This is a genomic window from Pantoea sp. SORGH_AS_0659, from assembly GCF_031453915.1.
Taxonomy (GTDB): Bacteria; Pseudomonadota; Gammaproteobacteria; order Enterobacterales; family Enterobacteriaceae; genus Pantoea; species Pantoea leporis.
The window spans coordinates 1087526-1103905 of record NZ_JAVJAK010000001.1 but is presented as its reverse complement, the minus strand read 5'-3'; the positions used below and the strand labels follow the sequence as shown (position 1 = coordinate 1103905).

At 48.2% G+C, this 16380-nt stretch carries 19 protein-coding genes and 1 other RNA gene; 13 read left to right on the top strand and 7 right to left on the bottom strand.

Annotated elements, in window-relative coordinates:
• Nucleotides 1–114: 114 nt before the first annotated feature.
• Nucleotides 115–1443, top strand: coding sequence for an ATP-dependent RNA helicase SrmB (gene srmB, locus Q3H59_RS05230; RefSeq protein ID WP_137386305.1), 1329 nt, complete (start codon nt 115–117; stop codon nt 1441–1443).
• A gap of 186 nt (nt 1444–1629) precedes the next feature.
• On the opposite strand, the gene grcA is transcribed toward srmB, so the two are convergent.
• Nucleotides 1630–2013 carry an autonomous glycyl radical cofactor GrcA gene (grcA, locus tag Q3H59_RS05225; protein ID WP_008101535.1) on the bottom strand — a complete coding sequence of 128 codons (384 nt, stop codon included), beginning with the start codon at nt 2011–2013 and terminating at the stop codon, nt 1630–1632.
• A 265-nt stretch (nt 2014–2278) separates the two neighbouring features.
• Between grcA and ung the strand changes: the two genes are divergently transcribed.
• Nucleotides 2279–2956 carry a uracil-DNA glycosylase gene (gene ung, locus Q3H59_RS05220; RefSeq protein WP_008101537.1) on the top strand — a complete coding sequence of 226 codons (678 nt, stop codon included), beginning with the start codon at nt 2279–2281 and terminating at the stop codon, nt 2954–2956.
• Nucleotides 2957–3002: 46 nt separating this feature from the next.
• On the opposite strand, the gene grpE is transcribed toward ung, so the two are convergent.
• Nucleotides 3003–3581, bottom strand: a complete 579-nt coding sequence (gene grpE / locus Q3H59_RS05215) for a nucleotide exchange factor GrpE (RefSeq protein WP_101763451.1) — start codon at nt 3579–3581, stop codon at nt 3003–3005.
• Nucleotides 3582–3703: 122 nt separating this feature from the next.
• Between grpE and nadK the strand changes: the two genes are divergently transcribed.
• From nadK to bamE, 3 genes are all read left to right on the top strand, one after another.
• Entirely contained in the window at nt 3704–4582 is an 879-nt protein-coding gene (gene nadK / locus Q3H59_RS05210) for an NAD(+) kinase (protein WP_061718023.1), read from the top strand.
• Nucleotides 4583–4667: 85 nt separating this feature from the next.
• Nucleotides 4668–6329, top strand: coding sequence for a DNA repair protein RecN (recN, locus tag Q3H59_RS05205; RefSeq protein WP_309833618.1), 1662 nt, complete (start codon nt 4668–4670; stop codon nt 6327–6329).
• A 187-nt stretch (nt 6330–6516) separates the two neighbouring features.
• The gene (gene bamE, locus Q3H59_RS05200; RefSeq protein WP_101763449.1) at nt 6517–6864 is read left to right on the top strand and encodes an outer membrane protein assembly factor BamE; all 348 of its coding nucleotides are present in this window, start codon (nt 6517–6519) and stop codon (nt 6862–6864) included.
• A gap of 53 nt (nt 6865–6917) precedes the next feature.
• Here bamE and Q3H59_RS05195 read toward each other — a convergent pair whose 3' ends face one another.
• Together Q3H59_RS05195 and Q3H59_RS05190 are read right to left on the bottom strand one after the other, a co-directional pair.
• Nucleotides 6918–7208: an RnfH family protein gene (locus tag Q3H59_RS05195; RefSeq protein ID WP_137386307.1), complete on the bottom strand. Its 291-nt coding sequence runs from the start codon at nt 7206–7208 to the stop codon at nt 6918–6920.
• Nucleotides 7201–7635 carry a type II toxin-antitoxin system RatA family toxin gene (locus Q3H59_RS05190; RefSeq protein ID WP_008101549.1) on the bottom strand — a complete coding sequence of 145 codons (435 nt, stop codon included), beginning with the start codon at nt 7633–7635 and terminating at the stop codon, nt 7201–7203. Before Q3H59_RS05190 ends, Q3H59_RS05195 begins: the two co-directional genes overlap by 8 nt.
• 159 nt (nt 7636–7794) lie before the next feature.
• Here Q3H59_RS05190 and smpB point away from each other — a divergent pair, with 159 nt between their 5' ends.
• The 3 genes from smpB to Q3H59_RS05175 all read left to right on the top strand — a co-directional run bounded on the left by smpB (nt 7795) and on the right by Q3H59_RS05175 (nt 10064).
• Nucleotides 7795–8277, top strand: coding sequence for an SsrA-binding protein SmpB (gene smpB / locus Q3H59_RS05185; RefSeq protein WP_007886141.1), 483 nt, complete (start codon nt 7795–7797; stop codon nt 8275–8277).
• 44 nt (nt 8278–8321) lie between these two features.
• Nucleotides 8322–8684, top strand: a transfer-messenger RNA (tmRNA) gene (ssrA, locus tag Q3H59_RS05180).
• Nucleotides 8685–8876: 192 nt separating this feature from the next.
• Nucleotides 8877–10064 (top strand): integrase domain-containing protein, encoded by a 1188-nt coding sequence (locus tag Q3H59_RS05175; protein WP_309833612.1) that lies wholly within the window; start codon nt 8877–8879, stop codon nt 10062–10064.
• A gap of 40 nt (nt 10065–10104) precedes the next feature.
• Here Q3H59_RS05175 and Q3H59_RS05170 read toward each other — a convergent pair whose 3' ends face one another.
• From Q3H59_RS05170 to Q3H59_RS05160, 3 genes are all read right to left on the bottom strand, one after another.
• A complete protein-coding gene (locus tag Q3H59_RS05170; protein ID WP_309833611.1) occupies nt 10105–12906 on the bottom strand; it encodes an AAA family ATPase in 2802 nt (933 codons plus the stop codon).
• A 342-nt stretch (nt 12907–13248) separates the two neighbouring features.
• Nucleotides 13249–13500 (bottom strand): ogr/Delta-like zinc finger family protein, encoded by a 252-nt coding sequence (locus Q3H59_RS05165; protein ID WP_309833609.1) that lies wholly within the window; start codon nt 13498–13500, stop codon nt 13249–13251.
• Nucleotides 13497–14213, bottom strand: coding sequence for a hypothetical protein (locus Q3H59_RS05160; protein WP_309833605.1), 717 nt, complete (start codon nt 14211–14213; stop codon nt 13497–13499). The genes Q3H59_RS05165 and Q3H59_RS05160 overlap by 4 nt, the downstream gene beginning before the upstream one ends.
• A 520-nt stretch (nt 14214–14733) precedes the next feature.
• On the opposite strand from Q3H59_RS05160, the gene Q3H59_RS05155 reads away from it, so the two are divergent.
• Genes Q3H59_RS05155 through Q3H59_RS05135 form a run of 5 tightly spaced genes read left to right on the top strand, consistent with a single transcriptional unit; the run spans nt 14734 to nt 16368 of the window.
• On the top strand, nt 14734–14991 hold the full coding sequence (locus Q3H59_RS05155; protein ID WP_309833603.1) for an AlpA family transcriptional regulator: 258 nt from the start codon (nt 14734–14736) through the stop codon (nt 14989–14991).
• Nucleotides 14988–15236 (top strand): hypothetical protein, encoded by a 249-nt coding sequence (locus Q3H59_RS05150; protein ID WP_309833601.1) that lies wholly within the window; start codon nt 14988–14990, stop codon nt 15234–15236. The genes Q3H59_RS05155 and Q3H59_RS05150 overlap by 4 nt, the downstream gene beginning before the upstream one ends.
• Nucleotides 15237–15249: 13 nt before the next feature.
• The gene (locus Q3H59_RS05145) at nt 15250–15777 is read left to right on the top strand and encodes a host cell division inhibitor Icd-like protein (protein ID WP_309833600.1); all 528 of its coding nucleotides are present in this window, start codon (nt 15250–15252) and stop codon (nt 15775–15777) included.
• Complete coding sequence (locus Q3H59_RS05140; protein ID WP_309833598.1) at nt 15774–16040, top strand: hypothetical protein; 267 nt, start codon at nt 15774–15776, stop codon at nt 16038–16040. Before Q3H59_RS05145 ends, Q3H59_RS05140 begins: the two co-directional genes overlap by 4 nt.
• The gene (locus Q3H59_RS05135) at nt 16027–16368 is read left to right on the top strand and encodes a DUF5375 family protein (protein WP_034896820.1); all 342 of its coding nucleotides are present in this window, start codon (nt 16027–16029) and stop codon (nt 16366–16368) included. Before Q3H59_RS05140 ends, Q3H59_RS05135 begins: the two co-directional genes overlap by 14 nt.
• Nucleotides 16369–16380: the final 12 nt, after the last annotated feature.

Sequence of the window (16380 nt, the reverse complement as noted above, 5' to 3'; positions counted from 1 at the left end):
CCGGAAGTGTAACGTGGTGGCGATGGGAATTCACCTGCGCCGGTAATACCTACACAAACAGATGAAGATTATATTCGTTCTGTCTATAATCAGCGCCCCAAACTGAGGTAGACCATGACCGTAACCACATTCTCCGAACTCGAACTCGACGAAAGCCTGCTACAAGCTTTGCAGGAAAAAGGCTTCACTCGCCCTACTGTTATTCAGGCCGAGACCATTCCTGCCGCGCTGGAAGGCCGTGACGTTCTGGGTTCGGCTCCAACCGGGACGGGGAAAACTGCAGCGTTTTTGCTGCCCGCTTTACAGCATTTGCTCGATTTCCCGCGCAAGAAATCAGGCCCACCACGCATTCTGATCATCACCCCAACGCGCGAACTGGCGATGCAGGTTGCCGATCACGCGCGCGAGCTGGCTAAACACACGCATCTGGATATCGCCACCATCACCGGGGGCGTGGCGTATATGAACCATGCCGAAGTGTTCAGTGAAAACCAGGACATTGTCGTCGCGACCACCGGCCGTTTGCTGCAGTACATCAAAGAAGAGAACTTTGACTGCCGCGCCGTAGAAACGCTGATTCTCGATGAAGCTGACCGCATGCTCGATATGGGCTTTGCGCAGGACATCGAAACCATCGCCGCAGAAACCCGCTGGCGCAAACAGACGCTGCTGTTCTCAGCGACGCTGGAAGGTGAGCACATCAAAGACTTCGCCGAGCGTTTGCTTAACGAGCCTGTGTTTATTGAGGCCGACCCAAGCAAAAGCGAACGCAAAAAAATCCAGCAATGGTATTACCGCGCCGATAATTTAGAGCATAAGAACAAGCTGCTGATTCACCTGTTGAAACAGCCAGATGCCACGCGCGTCATTGTGTTTGTGCGCAAACGTGAGCGCCTGCATGAGCTGGTTACCTGGCTTCATGAAGCGGGCATCCGCACCAGCTATCTCGAAGGCGAAATGGTGCAGGTCAACCGTAACGAAGCCATCAAGCGTATGAATGATGGCCGCGTGAAGGTGATGATTGCCACCGACGTTGCTGCGCGCGGTATCGACATCGACGATATCTCGCACGTGATTAACTACGATTTGCCGCGCACCGCTGATACCTATCTGCACCGTATCGGTCGTACCGCGCGTGCGGGCCGTAAAGGTACCGCGATCTCGCTGGTTGAAGCGCACGATCACGTGCTGCTGGGCAAAATCACCCGTTACATCAACGAGCCGTTAAAAGCGCGTGTGATTGATGAGCTGCGTCCAGAAAGCCGTGCGCCAAGTGCTAAAGTGACGGGAAAACCGTCGAAAAAAGCACTTGCGAAGCGTCAAGAGCGTAAAGAGAAAGAACAAGAGAAACCGCGCGTCAAACAACGTCATCGCGATACCAAAAATGTGGGTAAACGCCGCAAGCCAAGCGGTAGCGATGCACCAAAGTCTGGTGCGGAATAAAACAGCACTCGTTGTAATTAATCGCCTCTTTTGAGGCGATTTTTTTGTTTTAAGCGTAGCGAAAACGCGCTTTCGCTATCATCCGCCCTGAAGAACCGTTCTTTTAAACTCGCCAGATAAAAAAAGCCGCGCCAATCAACATTGGCGCGGCTTGTATTGCTGTGTGTCTTTTCGTCAGCGCTGCAATTACAGGCTTTCGGTGAATGTACGTGTAATCACGTCACGCTGCTGCTCTGGCGTCAGCGCGTTAAAGCGCACGGCATAGCCGGATACGCGAATGGTCAACTGCGGATATTTTTCCGGATGATTGACGGCATCTTCCAGCGTTTCGCGGCGCAGCACGTTAACGTTCAGGTGCTGACCACCTTCGATGCGCACCTGCGGTTTCTGCTCAAGTGGAATTTCACGGTAAGCGATTTCGCCGAGATCGCTGATAGCAACAACCTGATCTTCTGCGAAATCCCCTTTGGCGCACAGGCAGCGCGCTTCGGCTTTATCATCGTCCAGCAGCCAGAATGAGTTCAACAGCTGTGGATTATTTGCCTGAGTAATTTGAATACCGGTAATCATAGTAGGTCTCCAGGGCTTTACGCTGTCGCAACTGGGCAGCGAGGTTCATAAGGTTTTGGAATGCTGTGGTATATCACTGCAGGAAAAGCGCCGTTTTGACCTGTATCAATTTCGTCCGGTCAGGATTACAAACTGAAAACCTAACAAATTGATTCATAAAAACTTCGCTAATTAAAATTTTACGTAAATATTCAAATTATTTTTACCCTTCTGCTGTTGAGTCCGACACGTTAAGCTAGGCGCACTATTTTGCAGGGAGTCAACGATGGCTGAGAAGCTGACCTGGCACGACGTGCTGGCTGAAGAGAAAGAGAAACCTTACTTCGTGGAAACGCTGAAAGCGGTGGCCAATGAACGCGCTGCCGGCGTAACGGTGTATCCGCCGCAGAAGGATGTGTTTAATGCCTTTCGGCTGACCGAACTGGGCGATATCAAAGTGGTGATTTTGGGGCAGGATCCCTATCACGGCCCGAATCAGGCGCATGGTCTGGCTTTTTCCGTTCTGCCCGGCGTGGCGATCCCGCCATCATTACTGAATATGTACAAAGAGCTGGAGCAAGATATGCCTGGCTTTGTGCGTCCTACGCACGGTTTTCTCGAAAGCTGGGCAACACAAGGCGTGATGCTGTTAAACACCGTGTTAACGGTGGAAGCCAGTAAGGCGCATTCGCACGCGCGCTTTGGCTGGGAAACCTTTACCGATAACGTCATCAGCGCCATCAATCAGCATCGCGAAGGGGTAATTTTCTTGCTGTGGGGTTCGCATGCGCAGAAGAAAGGCAGCATCATTGATACGCAACGTCATCATGTATTGAAAGCGCCACACCCTTCTCCGCTCTCCGCGCATCGTGGCTTTTTTGGCAGTAAACACTTCTCGCAGGCGAATGCGCTGCTCAGTCAATCGGGCCAGTCACCGATTGACTGGATGCCGGTGTTGCCTTAATAAACAAACGGCCGCATTAAGCGGCCGTTGTTATTACAGCGACAGATTAGCCTTTGGCTTTGGTCACTGCCACCATCGCCGGACGCAGCAGGCGACCATTGAGGGTGTAACCGCGCTGCATCACCATCAGCACGTGATTTGGCGCCATATCTTCTGATTCCATCATCGACATCGCCTGATGGATCTCTGGATTGAATGGCACATTGGTTTCGCCCACCACTTCCACGCCAAACTTACGCACCGCGCCCAGCAGCGACTTCAGCGTCAGCTCGATACCTTCGATCATCGAAGCCAGTTCAGCGTTCTCTTTGTCTGCCACTTCCAGCGCGCGCTCCAGGCTATCGATCACGGGCAGCAGCTCGTTGGCAAATTTCTCCAGCGCAAATTTATGCGCTTTTTCCACGTCCATTTCAGTACGGCGACGAATATTTTCGATCTCCGCCTGCGCACGCAGCTGTGCATCGCGCACGCCGGTTTGCGACACGGCTAACTCGGCTTCCAGTTGCGCGATACGCTCATCACGCGGATCCACCTCAGCGGTTGTCTCTGCGTCCACGTGCTGCTGATCCTGTTGAATTTCGTCTGAGACTTGCTCGTTTGGGGTGTTCTGTTCTTTACTACTCATGAATTTCTCCGCGTTTTGCACATTCATCTCGCTGGTTGGCTTATTATGGGGATCAGTTTGACGGTTTCAAGTAAACCCATCACATTGCCTGGCCGTTTTGGCTTATAAGGAACTCGCGCTAAATGAACAAACACTTTAACTGCATCGGGATTGTCGGCCATCCGCGCCATCCTACTGCGTTAACCACCCATGAAATGCTCTGGCGCTGGCTAACGGCAAAGGGTTATGAGGTGATTGTCGAGCAGCAGATTGCGCGCGAACTGGATTTGAAAAATGCCCAAACCGGCAGCCTTGCGGATATTGGTCAACGCGCTGATTTAGCTGTGGTGGTTGGTGGCGATGGCAACATGCTTGGTGCTGCCCGTGTGCTGGCGCGCTATGACATCAAAGTGATTGGCATCAACCGTGGCAACCTCGGTTTTCTCACCGATCTCGATCCGGACAATGCGCAACAGCAGCTGGACGATGTGCTGCAGGGCGATTACTTCGTCGAGAGCCGCTTCTTGCTGGAGGCGCAGGTATGCAAAGAAGCGTGCTCGCCGCGCATTGGTAGCGCCATTAATGAAGTGGTGCTGCATCCCGGTAAAGTTGCGCATATGATTGAATTCGAAGTCTATATTGATGAGGTGTTTGCCTTTTCACAGCGTTCCGATGGTTTGATTATCTCCACACCGACCGGCTCCACCGCCTATTCGCTTTCGGCGGGCGGCCCTATTCTGACGCCGTCGCTGGATGCGATTACGCTGGTGCCCATGTTCCCACATACGCTTTCTGCGCGTCCGCTGGTCATCAACAGCAGCAGCACCATCCGCCTGCGTTTTTCTTCCCTGCGCAGCGATCTCGAGATCAGTTGCGACAGCCAGATTGCCTTGCCAATTCAGGAAGGTGAAGATGTCCTGATCCGCCGTAGCGCCAATCATCTCAATCTTATCCATCCTAAAAATTACAACTATTTTAATACCTTAAGTTCAAAGTTGGGCTGGTCTAAAAAATTGTTCTGAAAATCAGCGCTGACTACTTTACTGTATAAAAAACCAGGATATACTGTACGTAAAACCATATCTGTTTTTACATACAGGTGATTCTATGCTGGCACAACTGACCATCAGTAACTTTGCTATCGTTCGTGAACTGGAGATCGATTTTCATCGTGGTATGACGGCGATCACGGGTGAAACCGGCGCAGGTAAATCTATCGCCATCGATGCGTTGGGCCTGTGTCTGGGCGGCCGCGCTGAAGCAGATATGGTGCGTCAGGGTGCCAGCCGCGCTGATATCTGCGCCCGCTTCCAGCTCAAAGCTTCGCCTTCCGCACAACGCTGGCTGGTGGAGAATCAGCTGGATGAGGGCAATGAGTGTCTGCTGCGGCGTGTGATTAGCGCGGATGGTCGTTCGCGTGGCTTTATCAACGGCACATCGGTGCCGCTGTCGCAGTTGCGTGAACTGGGCCAGTTGCTGATTCAGATTCACGGCCAGCATGCTCACCAGTTGCTGCTCAAATCCGATCACCAAAAACATCTGCTGGATGCGTATGCAGCCCACGATGATTTGCTGTCTGAAATGCGCCAGCACTATCAGCGCTGGCATCAGAGTTGCCGCGCGCTGGCACAGCATCAGCAGCTTTCGCAAGAGCGTGAATCTCGTCGCGAGCTACTGCAGTATCAGTTGAAAGAACTCAATGAATTTGCCCCGCAGCTGGGCGAATTTGAACAGATTGATGAAGAGTACAAACGCCTGGCGAACAGTGGCCAGTTGCTGTCCACCAGCCAGCAAGCGCTGCAAATTCTCGCCGATGGGGATGACACCAACCTGCAGAGCCTTCTTTATAGCGCTCGTCACATGCTGGGCGAACTGGTGACGCTGGATAATAAAGTCAGCGGCGTGTTCAATCTGCTGGAGGAAGCCGCGATTCAACTCAGTGAAGCCAGCGATGAACTGCGCCACTACTGCGAACGTCTGGATCTCGATCCCAATCGTCTGCATGAGCTGGAGCAACGTCTGTCACGGCAGATTGCATTGGCGCGTAAGCACCATGTCTCACCTGAAACTTTGCCGGTGCTTTATCAGCAGCTGCTGGATGAAGCGGAATTGCTTTCGCAACAAGAGAGCGATCAGGAAACTTTGCAGTCTGAAGTTGTCGCCCACCACAAAGCCGCGTTAGTCAGCGCTGAAAATCTGCATCAACTGCGCGAGCATTCCGCTCAAGAATTGAGCCAGCTGATCACGCAAAGCATGCGCACGCTGGCAATGCCGCACGGCCAGTTTGCGATTGTGCTGGAGTTCAATGCCGATCAACTCACCGCAGATGGTGCAACGCGCATTGATTTCCGCGTTACGACGAACCCAGGCCAGCCGCTCCAGCCGCTGGGCAAAGTGGCATCCGGCGGTGAGTTGTCGCGTATTGCTCTGGCGATTCAGGTGATTACCGCACAGAAAATGGAAACACCGGCAATGATCTTCGATGAAGTAGATGTTGGCATCAGCGGCCCAACCGCCGCTGTTGTCGGCCAAATGCTGCGTCAGCTGGGCGAGTCAACGCAGGTGATGTGTGTCACGCACCTGCCGCAGGTTGCCGGCTGCGGTCATCAGCACTTTTACGTCAGCAAAGAGACCGATGGTGCGGTGACAGAAACGCATATGCAACCGCTGGATAAACGCGCGCGTCTGCAAGAGTTAGCGCGTTTGCTGGGCGGCAGCGAGGTGACGCGCAACACGCTGGCCAACGCTAAAGAACTTTTAGCCGCCTGATACCGCACTTTTTTCCCGGCTGGTGGTCATATGCTTGCTCTGTAGAGGTTTCAAATAGCGAAAAGGTTTATTATCATCGGCAGTTATGTCGTCTGAGTAATAAAGCCTGCCGCAGGCAGAGTTCAGAATTTGATGGCAAAAAAATAGCCTGCTGAAAGGCGTTTGGCCCCAGAAAAGGAATGTATAGATGCGCTGTAAAACGCTGACTGCCGCGGCAGTAGTAATGTTGATGATGACCGCTGGATGTTCCACCCTTGAGCGCGTTGTGTATCGTCCGGATATCAATCAGGGGAATTACCTGGTCGCCAACGATGTGTCGAAAATTCACAACGGCATGACGCAGCAGCAGGTTGCCTATACGCTCGGTACGCCGATGATGCGCGATCCGTTTGGCAGCAACGTTTGGTATTACGTGTTCCGTCAGGAACCTGGCCATGAAGGTGTGAAACAGCAAACGCTGACGCTGACCTTTGACAGCAACGGAACGCTGACTAACATCGACAATAAGCCGAAGCTCTCTGGCAAAGAAGGCTAAGTGAACGGCAATAAAAAAGGCGCTTAAGCGCCTTTTTCGTTTTTACTTTCCGACTATTTCTTCTCAGCTGACCGCTCTGCGCGTTGACGCCGTAACTCTTTCGGGTCGGCAATCAGCGGACGATAGATCTCAATGCGATCACCATCCTGGACGGCATCACCCAATTTTACCGGGCGGCTATAAATCCCAACCTTATTCGAGTTCAGGTCAATATCTTTACGCAGTGACAGCAACCCCGAAGCCTTAATCGCTTGCTCCACAGTTGCGCCTTCTTCAAGCGTTACAGCACGCAAATACTGCTTATCTGGCAGTGCGTAAACCACTTCCACGCTGATATCAGGCACGATAAACCTCTTTTGCGCGCTGACTGAACGCCTGCACCATGCTATTTGCCAGCTCTTTAAAGATGCGGCCGAACGCCATTTCTACCAGCATATTGGTGAACTCAAAATCGAGGTTCAACTCAACCTTACAGGCATCATCACCTAATGAAGTGAAATGCCAGCCGCCGGTCAATTTACGAAACGGGCCATCAACCAACTGCATCAATATGCTTTGGTTGCTGATCAGCGTGTTGCGCGTGGTGAAAGTTTTACTGATGCCCGCTTTCGAGACATCAACGGCCGCGGTCATTTGATCTCCGCTGTTATCCAGCACGCGACTGCCGGTGCAGCCCGGCAGAAACTGAGGATAAGCATCCACGTCATTCACAAGACGGTACATCTGTTCAGCGCTATAAGGGACCAGCGCTGAACGGCTAATCTGGGCCATAATGGTTCCTGTTCATCACAAAACCATTGAATAATACCATTTTCAGTCACCAAACAAAAATTCACGGCTTTGCTTGCTGTGCTAAAATGGAGTGTTTTTTACCGCCCTGCAGGACAGGGGATGCGCCCATAAACTGAGTGATGTAGACTACGCCGCACTATGACAAAGAAAAAAGTTAACAAACCCGGTTCAGCCACTATTGCCCTCAATAAACGCGCACGTCATGAATACTTCATTGAAGAAGAGTTCGAGGCGGGTATGTCGTTGCAAGGATGGGAAGTCAAATCACTCCGTGCCGGTAAGGCTAACATCAGCGATAGCTACATTCTGTTGCGCGATGGTGAAGCTTACCTGTTCGGCTCTACTTTCCAGCCGCTGGCGGTTGCTTCAACGCATGTGGTGTGTGATCCCACGCGAAGCCGCAAGCTGCTGCTGAAACAACGCGAACTCGATTCGCTGTACGGTCGCGTCAACCGCGAAGGTTTTACCGTGGTTGCGCTGTCGATGTACTGGAAGAATGCCTGGGCCAAACTGAAGATCGGTGTGGCACGCGGTAAGAAAGAGCACGACAAGCGTGACGACGTGAAAGAGCGCGAATGGAAGATGGACAAAGCGCGTATTATGAAGAATTCAAAGCGTTAAGCGCTGGATTTTGGCGTCGCTTGTCTGTAGTATTGAAATTTCTTGGGGCTGATTCTGGACTCGACGGGATTGTGAAGCCTTAGGAGCATGCCGAGGGGCGGTTTGCCTCGTAAAAAGCCGCAAAAAAATAGTCGCAAACGACGAAAACTACGCTTTAGCAGCTTAATAACCTGCTTTGAAGCCCTCTCTCCCTAGCTTCCGCTCTTAAGACGGGGATCAAGAGAGGTCAAACCCAAAAGAGATCGTGTGGATGCCTTGCCTGGGGTTGAAGCACTAAATCTAATCAGGCTAGTTTGTCAGTGGCGTGTCTGTCCGCAGCTGGCCGGCGAATGTAAAGACTGACTAAGCATGTAGTGCCGACGGTGTAGTAATTTCGGACGCGGGTTCAACTCCCGCCAGCTCCACCAAAATCCTTCGAAGATGATTCCAGAGTCATCCGTAGAAGTCCTGAAAGCCCGCACGGCATAAGCCCTGCGGGCTTTTTTGTGTCTGTAACCTTCCGAGACGATCTGCCTGAATCCAGAGATAATTGGTACACGAATTGGTACACGCTATAATGTGTACCAAAAACGTGTACCAATTATGGACGGAAACCAGTCATGGCGCGGATGACACGCCCACTCACCAATAACGAAATCCTCAAAGCTAAGCCTCAAGAGAAAGACTTCACACTGCATGATGGCGACGGCCTTTTCCTACTCGTCAAAACATCAGGTAAGAAGCTGTGGCGTTTTCGCTATCAGCGACCAAATAGCAGCAGTCGCACAAATCTCAGCCTTGGCTCTTACCCTGCCCTAACGCTCGCTGTCGCACGCCAAGTGCGTGATCAACATATGTCGCTGCTTGCGCAAGGGATCGACCCGCAGAAGCAGCAAGAGGAAGTATCAGAACAACTGCAAATCGAGCTAGATAGTATTTTTTCCGTAGTCGCCGGAAGGTGGTTCCAGCTTAAGAGCAAAAGCGTTACCGAGGATTATGCAAAGGATATTTGGCGATCGCTGGAAAAGGACATCTTCCCTAATATCGGTGAGATCCCTGTTCAGACGCTTAAAGCCAGGACGATTGTTGAAGCACTAGAGCCAATTAAAGCTCGTGGCGCGCTTGAGACAGTTCGCCGGTTGGTGCAGCGCATCAACGAGATCATGATTTTTGCAGTCAACACAGGGTTGATTGACGCGAATCCTGCTTCGGGCGTTGGTATGGCTTTTGAAAGGCCAAAAAAACAGAACATGCCAACGTTGCGACCGGAAGAACTGCCAAAGCTAATGCGCTCATTAGTAATGTCCAATCTATCAATCACCACTCGCTGTTTAATCGAGTGGCAATTACTCACCCTGGTACGGCCGTCAGAAGCTTCAGGAACAAGGTGGGCTGAAATCGACTTCGATTTAAACCTTTGGGTCATTCCAGCGGAGCGCATGAAGGCAAAGCGCGAACATATCGTTCCTCTATCAAAACAAGCTCTCGATATTCTTGAGGTTATGCGGCCTCTGAGCGCCAACCGGCAATATGTGTTTCCGAGCCGAAACAAGCCCAAAGAGCCAATGAATAGCCAAACAGCGAATGCGGCATTAAAGCGAATAGGTTATGGCGGTAAGTTGGTTGCTCATGGTCTGCGTTCCATAGCGAGCACAGCTTTGAATGAGGCGGGTTTTAATGCAGATGTTATTGAATCAGCTTTGGCTCATTCAGATAAAAATGAAGTACGTAGAGCATACAATCGAGCAAACTATTTGAAGCAAAAGATTGAAATGACAGCCTGGTGGGGTAATTTTGTATATAGTTGATGTAGTCTAGGTTTCATGGCCTGCCAAGCAGGCCCAAAATTTAACAGAATATTTCACCAATTATAAAGTCTCTTAAATCTTTCAACTCATTGGCTTTTGCCATCAAATCCAATTTCTTCATTTCATTTAACCCCTTAATTACATCTGGAACTTTTTCATTGCTAAGCAACTCCTCACACCTCGTGATTTGTCGCTCAATCTCTGGTAGTCGCTCATTTATTTTCAGAAGTTTTAAAGAAGGATTTAATTGAGTTTCAAACCTGATAATCGCATCATATATCATTTTAATTTCATGGCTAGTTTTAGAGTGCACAATATTGTAGCTATTTTCATTGAAAGCATGATGTTCTTGATTTTGCACACTCCAGTTTAAAAGATTCCTTTTTATTATATTTACCTGTAGATCTCTTCCGTTCAAACTCTTGATCAAAGCATCATACATACTTTCCAAAGAAATTTTTATATAGTTTGGATCCTGAAAATTTCTAGATGAAAAATTACCCGTGATCCCCAATGAAAGATCTACGCAATGTTTTGCTGCTAGGGATTCAAACCAGATTCTACAATAAATCAGTGCTTGCCTGACATCATAATACTTGAGGCTTTCTGCTATTTTGTCTTCAAATGAAACCTTCTTATCTAATATGAATACAGATCCTTTATCACAACCCAAAACAAAACTTTTGAAATCCAATTTATCTTGACGACACCTGTTACTAAACATCTCCCAAAAGAAACGGTCATGAGTTGTAACTATTAGTTGAGCTTTCTTAATATAAGGATCATTAATAAAAGTATTGACTATATTGCTTCTATGTTCAGTATCTATAGCATTTACAACATCATCAAAAACGATGAAGCTTAATTTTTTCTTCTTAGCTAAGGATAACAATATTGATAAACCAAGTACTTTAAGATGCCCTTCTGATAGACATACAAATGCATCATGGACAATACTTTGGATGGTTATTTCAATTCTGTACTGTTTCATTGTATCGTCATAGTTGAAATTAACTGCCTGAATCAACTCAGAATCATCTTCATGGAAATTTATTTTATTGTAATAGTAAACCACATCTTCATTAAGCCCTGATATTATTGACTGCTCCCTTTCTTTTTTAAATTTATAAGCCTCAAAATATAGATTTGTATAATCAATTTTTAGGTTATCTAAAAAAGCGTTGTATTCAGTATCACATTCAGCTTGCTGCGTAACTAAAGATATCTGTCTATAATTTTCTTTAATAGCTTTAGATTCAATCAACATTGCACGTTTAAATCCACGAATATTATCCATGCATTCAGATATTTCTTCTTTCCTAGCCTTTATTTCAACCATATTACTTTCTATTCGTTTTAATACTTTATCTGACTCCCATACTGCTTTATTATGAACACTACAACGTTCGTTGTGTTTAATTATTTTAGATGAAAGACAACACACCTCCTCAATTATCAATATTGCTTTATCTATAGACTCCGTATCCAATTCATCAGTTATTGCCAAAGAGATTAAACTTTCGTGACTAACAATGCTTTCATCTTGAAGAGGTGAATGTTTATATAATTCCACTTGTTGTTTAATTGAATTAACACACTTGGATATATTTGAACTGACTTTCGCCTTTCTTTTTTGGAGGGAGGCGATACTCTTAAGCCGCTTTATGCAGTTTTTCGCATTTACCAGCGGATTTACGTAAACTTCACTAAGCTCTGTGCGACATAATGGACATTCATTAAAATCATTTTTTTCAAGCACACTCTCTGCCATCTTATATAGCTCTAAGTAATCAACTTCATCTCTAAGAGCTAAATACTGCTCATTTATTTTTTTAGAAAATAGTAAAACCTTTTTTAAGTGCGCTATAAACCTATTAATTGCAATGTCGTCAATTATATATGATAGCTTTCCTTTGGAGTAAATTTCTTTTTTCTCTTTATAAAAAGCACATCTTTCATCGAATCTATCAAGAAAATTTCTTGTTAGAGAACTAGCATATCTTACGGGCAACCCTGCTGACTTCATAATATTTAGTATATTTAAAATCTCGCTTCCGATTTTGTTTTGATATTCTTTATGTCTGGTTTTAGAAAATTCCACATCACGCTTTAAGTCATTTTTTTTGGATATATTTGAGTTCTTTTTCAGCTTTAACACATCGAAACTTTGGGGCTGAACTAACTTATCGAAAAATTCATCTAATTGTTCCAGCCCAACTAATGAGGCCAAAACATCTTTTTGTGCAAAACGAGTATCATTAGAACCTAATAAAGAAAACTCCTGAAGCCTATTTCTATCGATAAAACAAAAAAGATTTTCGCTTGATGAGTTTATCTTCTCACCATTATCCGCATTTGCTTCAAGTATGAGTTTACCATTTCTTTTTATATACTTAGCTAAAGATGTCTTCCTTCTCTCAGCTTCTTTAATTGTTCCCGTGCAAGCATATTCTATAGCTTCGCAAAGGCTAGTCTTCCCTCCACCATTAGGAGCAAAGAATATGTTTATTTCTTTATGGAATTGAACCAGTGCACCTTTATCCTCTAAAGATAATGCATTGAACCCTCTGAAGTTATTAACTTGCAGCGTACTGATCTTCGCCTCTTCTTTTTTAAATGCTTTTAAATCTAACCTGTCTTCTTCAAATCTTTTGTAACTTCTGAGCCAATGATTGTAACGCTCACTCATTATTGGCTCTTTTTTGGTAATTCTTTGCTGTAACATCTGGTTTATTTTTTTTGGGCCATTACGACAATTAATAAGTAACCATAGTAACAACCCTCTTTCGCGGCTTTCAAAAGCAGCAGAAGCCTTAATAAAATCAACGATATGAACATCCACTTTTCATTCCTCGACTGGTATCAATAAAGTCATATTTCTAAAATATTGATTAGATGTAAAGCTATCTTTTCTAGTAGTTGTAATTTTAAATACGGGTTCGCGCGCAATGCTATCCCCCCCTCGCCTGCCCGCTTTATGCACCGCTTTTCATGCAGGTGCATAAAGCCACCTGAGCCGCGCCCCGTATGGCTTCAACGCATCCCGCTGACGCATGGTGTTGCATGCGAATCCATGCACCTTATGCATGCACGGCTCTTTACAAATCGGCTTGCCAGAAAAAAGGCTCTCGAATGGCGAATAGCAGACACAAAAAAGCCGCTGTGTGATCAGCGGCTGTTAGGATTAATGAGTGATTCGAAATGCTGAGCCGTATCGGCCTAACGTCTGCCGTTCTTTAACCGGTATCGGCGCAACTTCCTCAACTGTTTCCGGCGGTGGCGGCGAGGTTATGACTTTCGTGATGCTCTCGTTCGTCTTAAACGTGCAGGAGCAATCCAGATTCGTGCACTGGTGATAACGCTCTTTTACCTGCTCGGACATATAGCGGCTGGATTTCGCGTGCGCCGGGCTTTTGCAGTAAGGACAGTGCATCATTTCTGGTCGTCCTCCTGAAGTTTTAAACGCTGCGCCCGGATTGATTCTGCCAGCTTCTGACGGCGTAAAGGACGCGAATAAAGATCCATATCAACGCCCGTTAGAGCCGGACGACGAACACCGATGGCTTCCAGTAATGGAGCTTCATTTAAAATACTTTCAGGCAGCGCGACCGCAGCTCGCGTCAAGGCTTCCCCAATCAGTCCAGCGATATCGCGGATCGGGTCGCGATCGTCTCCGACAAAGGTTGGGGCAATTTTTTCGCGCTGAATGCGCAGCTTGATCGACCATAGCAACGAAGGGCTGACGTTACGCAGTGCCGATTCCCAATGCGAGTCAGCAAACTCAGTAAAAGCATCTTTATGTGCTTCAACGTATTTTTTACCGCTGGTACAACAGCACAGCACGGCGTACTGCTTATCCAGCTCCAGTTCCTTCAACAGTCCCGCGAACTCATCAGCCAGCTCGCGGTTGGCAATACGCTGAGTATGCTCGGTGCGAAGCTCCTCCGTGAGATTACCACGCAATTTTCGAAAATTAGTGCGCCAGTTGCTCTCAGCCTCCTTGCCTGCCTCAATAGCGGCCTGACGCTCTTTTTCGCAGCGAGTGATGTTGGCGACAACGCTATTAAATTCCGTCATCTGCGCAGTGTGTTCAGCTCGCGCTTTTTCAAATCGAATCAGTGAGGTTGGTTTGTTTTCTGCTGTGCTCATCGTTGTCTCGCATCGTCTGTAAAGGATGAGGACATTCTGTCGTGCACCAACGGACAAATCATTTCATTGCTTTCTGCCTGTCGCTCAGCAAACAAACCCAAAATTGAGGCTGGAACATGCTTCAAAGACTTTTAGTTCTTATATAACTATTCACTACTGTTCACTAAAGAAAAAAAGATAGTAAATACAGTAAGTAAAGTGGTGAACAGTTACAAATAAAGTCTTCACTCAGTGTTCACTAGTCTTCACTCCCCTCATAATACAGCCTTTTTCTGGCGAGCTTTTTTTAGAATTTTTTCTTCTTAGGATCTTTTTTTGATAACCAATGTTCAGTGGATGGCAAATGTTGGCAATTCTTTGGCAAACGTTGGCAAACAGCAGGTTACAGAACGCTCAATTGCTCATTCATCAGCAAACAAGGGGTTGTTTACATTAGGTAAAATATTCTCAAAATAGGGAGTTACCCAAAGACACACCCGGAACCGGACAGCACCGGCCGGACTCATTATGAGGTAACACCATGCATGCAGTTTCAGCCCCTTCAACCCCAATGACGCCATTTACTGGTGATGTTTCTTATCCCCGCGATCGCTTTATGCGCCTGCCGGAAGTGATCAACACCTGCGGCCTGTCCCGCTCAACTATTTACGACTTAATCAGCCGTGAGCAGTTTCCGTCGCAGATTTCCCTAGGCGGTAAAAACGTTGCCTGGCTGGCCTCTGAAATTGATGGCTGGATGCAGTCACGCATCGCACAGCGCGCCGGAGGTGGAGCATGATCACGCTGAATTTCAACACCAGCTCATTTCCTCTGACCAAAGATGAAGCAGCCTTCATTGCTGAAAGCCTAACAAACGCACTCAGTGATAAGCCCCCAACCTCACCTTCTTTTAATAGCGGGATGCACGGCCATATTTCGGTAATGGGCAAAAAAGCTCACTCGAGAAAACACATAACGGGCAAAGCTGACAGCAAACGCCGATCAAATCCGCAGCAGTCCGATCAAGGCCTGACCGATTGCTAAGGAAAATGCACCAATGAACGAAAAAAGCCTTTTATCTGGCGAGCGGTCGTTATACAGTTTTCGCGCTGTCGCAAAATCGGCAGCCGGGCGTAGGAACCCGAGTTACTTCAAGGCGACAATACACGCGCCATGCGTGTTTTTTTATGTCGTTGCCTTAGTGCACCAGCTTTCAGCGTGGCGGTCTGTGAACCGTCATGCCTATCAGGCAATGGTGGCTCAGGCGGGGCAGCCTTCGGGCTGGCCGGTGTCCTTGAAGGCCGGTATTCCTACCCCCGTCTGGGCTACCACCATTGAGTGTAGGAACTCCGGTGGTAGTTATTACAACTACTTCAAGGAGACTGCCATCTTGGCTACGGTTATTAACACCGCTCATCCCAAATTCACCTTTATTTTCGCCGCTGTGCGCCGCACCGATCGCGCTGCCCGTCCCTGTATGCTGCGCTTTGCGGCAAAAGACGAGCGCACAGCCCGCGCCAACTTCATTCGCGACTATGTCCTGTGCTTCGCTGGCCGCGTGCCAGTAAAAGCGGTGATCGCATGAACACCCTTTCTCAGCGCCTAAATAATCAAGACACCTATCCCATTCCACACGCCGACTTTCTTCGTTTGCAGCACGCGCACTCTGTTGGAGTCACCGTTCTCGACATGTTCGAATCGGTTAACAGCATGAGCGCCAGCGACTGTGTTCCGGATGGTGTAGCACTCGCGTCGGTCGTTGCCCTTCTCACCGACCAGCTCGGCAAAGTTGTTGAAACCTGTGAATCCCTTATGTTTGCCACGGAGGCTCGCCATGATGACTGCTAATAATTCCTGCTTACCTGTTGAAGTCCGCACCGCCGTTTACCGTCGTGCGCTGGCACAGGGCTATCTCAACGCCTGCAAAACGCTGGGCATCACCGTTTCGGCCACGCTCGACGAACTACAGATGACGATAGCGCTCGAGCTGGAAGGATTTTACGTGCGTCGTCACGGCGCAGAGGCCGGAATGGAAATGGCCTGCACCATGCTGGGCGATATGGTTGAGCCTGACCTGCTCACCGCGCCGCCTCGCCTGACTCGTCTTGGCGCGACCATGATGGATGAACTGTTTTGCAGCCAGCTTGCCGCGACTCGTCGCGCCACGTTGCACTGAGGGAGATACAGC